Origin of the sequence: Mesorhizobium sp. M8A.F.Ca.ET.021.01.1.1, from assembly GCF_003998025.1 — a bacterium.
Lineage (GTDB): Bacteria > Pseudomonadota > Alphaproteobacteria > Rhizobiales > Rhizobiaceae > Mesorhizobium.
In genome coordinates, this window is record NZ_RZSJ01000750.1 from 1 (window position 1) to 2,468 (window position 2,468).

2 protein-coding genes and 1 pseudogene are annotated in these 2,468 nt (G+C 64.1%); all 3 read left to right on the forward strand.

Features of this window, described 5'->3' with window-relative positions; all coding sequences use genetic code 11:
- Window positions 1-13: 13 nt before the first annotated feature.
- The gene (locus EOA36_RS33270; RefSeq protein WP_127280993.1) at window positions 14-1,108 is read left to right on the forward strand and encodes an ABC transporter ATP-binding protein; all 1,095 of its coding nucleotides are present in this window, start codon (window positions 14-16) and stop codon (window positions 1,106-1,108) included.
- Window positions 1,109-1,177: 69 nt separating this feature from the next.
- The gene (locus EOA36_RS33275; RefSeq protein WP_127280994.1) at window positions 1,178-2,290 is read left to right on the forward strand and encodes an ABC transporter substrate-binding protein; all 1,113 of its coding nucleotides are present in this window, start codon (window positions 1,178-1,180) and stop codon (window positions 2,288-2,290) included.
- Between the two features lie 22 nt (window positions 2,291-2,312).
- A pseudogene (locus EOA36_RS38625) lies at window positions 2,313-2,468 on the forward strand (ABC transporter permease); the annotation flags it as partial.

The window sequence follows — 2,468 nt, forward strand, 5'->3', positions numbered from 1 at the left end:
GGATAGAGGCAGGATGCTACAACCCGGCCGGGCCGCAGAGATCAAGGCAATCGGGATCGGCAAGAGCTTCGGCTCGTTCCGTGCACTGGACAATCTGACGCTTGACATCGGGCGCGGCGAGTTCCTGACCCTGCTTGGCCCCTCCGGCTCCGGCAAGACCACCTTCCTGATGATCCTGGCCGGCTTCGTGCAGCCGAGCGAGGGCAGGCTTTTCAGCGACGGCGCCGACATCACCGACCGCCCGGCCGAGCAGCGTGCCGCCGGCATGGTGTTCCAGGGTTATGCGCTGTTTCCGCATATGAGCGTCGAAGCCAACATCGCTTTCCCGCTCAAGGTCCGCAAGAAATCGGCCGCCGAGATCAGGAAGCGCGTCGGCGAGATGATCGAGCGCGTCGGTCTGGTCGGCCACGAGAAGAAACTGCCGTCGCAGCTGTCCGGCGGCCAGCAGCAGCGCGTCGCCCTTGCCCGCGCGCTGGTGTTCGAGCCGGGCGTGCTCCTCCTCGACGAGCCGTTTTCGGCGTTGGACAAGAGCCTGCGCGGCCAGATGCAGGCCGAGATGAAGCGCCTGCATCAGGAGACCGGCACCACCTTCGTCTTCGTCACCCACGACCAGAGCGAGGCGCTGGCGCTGTCGTCGCGCGTCGCCATTTTCAACCACGGCAAACTGCTGCAGGTCGGGGCGCCGGACGAGGTCTACGACCGGCCGGACAATCGCTTCGTCGCCGAGTTCCTCGGCGAGATCAACATGCTGCCGCTGAAGGGGGTCAAGCCCGCCGACCACGGCTCGACCGGCCTTTGCGAGGACCGCGCGGTCAGCATGCACTGCAAGGCCGAGAAAGTCCGCGGTGACGCCATCCTGGCGATCCGGCCCGAACACATGTCGATCGCGCCCGAGGCGGCAGCTGGAGAGAACGGCATCGCCGCGACCGCGATCGCCTCGACCTATCTGGGGGCGGCGACCAAGCTCGACCTCACCACGCGCCATGGTGCCAAGGTAACCGTCTCGGTGCCCAACGAGGTCGCGGCGGCTGCTCTCAGCAAGGGCAATTCCGTCTGGCTGACATGGCCGGCGGAAAAGGGCTTCCTCCTTCCGGATGGAGGACAATGAGCGCCGGTGCGGCCTGATCCGCCGCACCGGTTTCCGGATTGAAATCAACGAAAACAAAGGGGAACTGACATGAACGACACCAAGAAACAGGCCATCGAAACGCTGTCCGAGAGGACGAGACGCGGCGAGATCTCGCGCCGCCAGTTCACGCAACTCGCGGCACTCGTGCTTGCAGGCTCGCCGATGCTGCTGCGCTCGACCGGAGCCTTCGCGGCGGCGAAGGAACTGGTGCTGGTGAATTGGGGCGGCGACGCGATCACGGCTTACGACGCCGCCTATGGCCAGGCTTTCACCAAGGACACCGGCATCACCGTCAAGATGGACGGCTCGGGCCCGACCGAAGGCGCGATCGCCGCGCAGTCCAAGAGCGGCGCCCCGACCTGGGACCTTGTCGACGTCGATCCGTTCTCGGCCATCACGCTCGGCGCGCAAGGCATGCTCGAGCCGATCGACTACAATATCGTCGACAAGAAGAAGATGCGTCCCGGTTTCGGCTGGGACTATGCCGCCTCGACCTATTTCTTCTCCTATGTCATCGCCTACGATTCCGAGAAATACGGCAAGGATGCACCGACCGGCATGGCCGATTTCTTCGATGTGAAGAAATTCCCCGGCAAGCGTTCCCTTTACAAATGGGGCGTGTCGAGCTGGGAAGCGGCCCTTCTGGCCGACGGCATTGCGCCGGCGTCGCTCTACCCGCTCGACTTGAAGCGTGCGCATGACAAGATATCAGCCTTCAAGGAAAACGTCGTCGCCTATTGGGGCGGCGGCGCCGAGAGCCAGAGCGTGCTGCTCAATGGCGAAGCGTCGATGGCGATCGTGTGGTCGACACGGGCCTCGCTGATCGAGCAGGATTCCGGCGGCAAGATCAAGTTCATCTGGGACCAGGGTCTGATCTCGCCCGGTGCGCTGGCCGTGCTCAAGAACAACCCAGGCGGCAAGGATGCGGCGATGAAGTTCATCGCCAGCGCCCAGGATCCGGAAAAGCAGCTCGTCATGTTCGACAAGCTCGGCCAGGGGCCGGCCAATCCGGCGGCCGATGCGCTGATCCCCGCCGACAAGAAGCGCATCAACCCCGTCGATCCGGAGAACATGAAGAAGCAGATCCCGCTCGACATGGACTGGTACGCCAAGAACTACGGCGCGGCCCTCGACGAATACACCAAGATCATCTCCGCCTGATCACTGGCGTTGCTGAGCTGACATGAGAGGTGTTCTCTCCGACAGGATGGGCGCGGCGCTGTTGATGGCGCCGCTGCTCCTGTTCCTCGTCCTGGCCTATGCCTGGCCGTTTCTCGGCGTGGTGAAGTGGAGCTTCACCTTGCCGACGCCCGGGCTTGGCCAGTACCAGGCGTTGCTC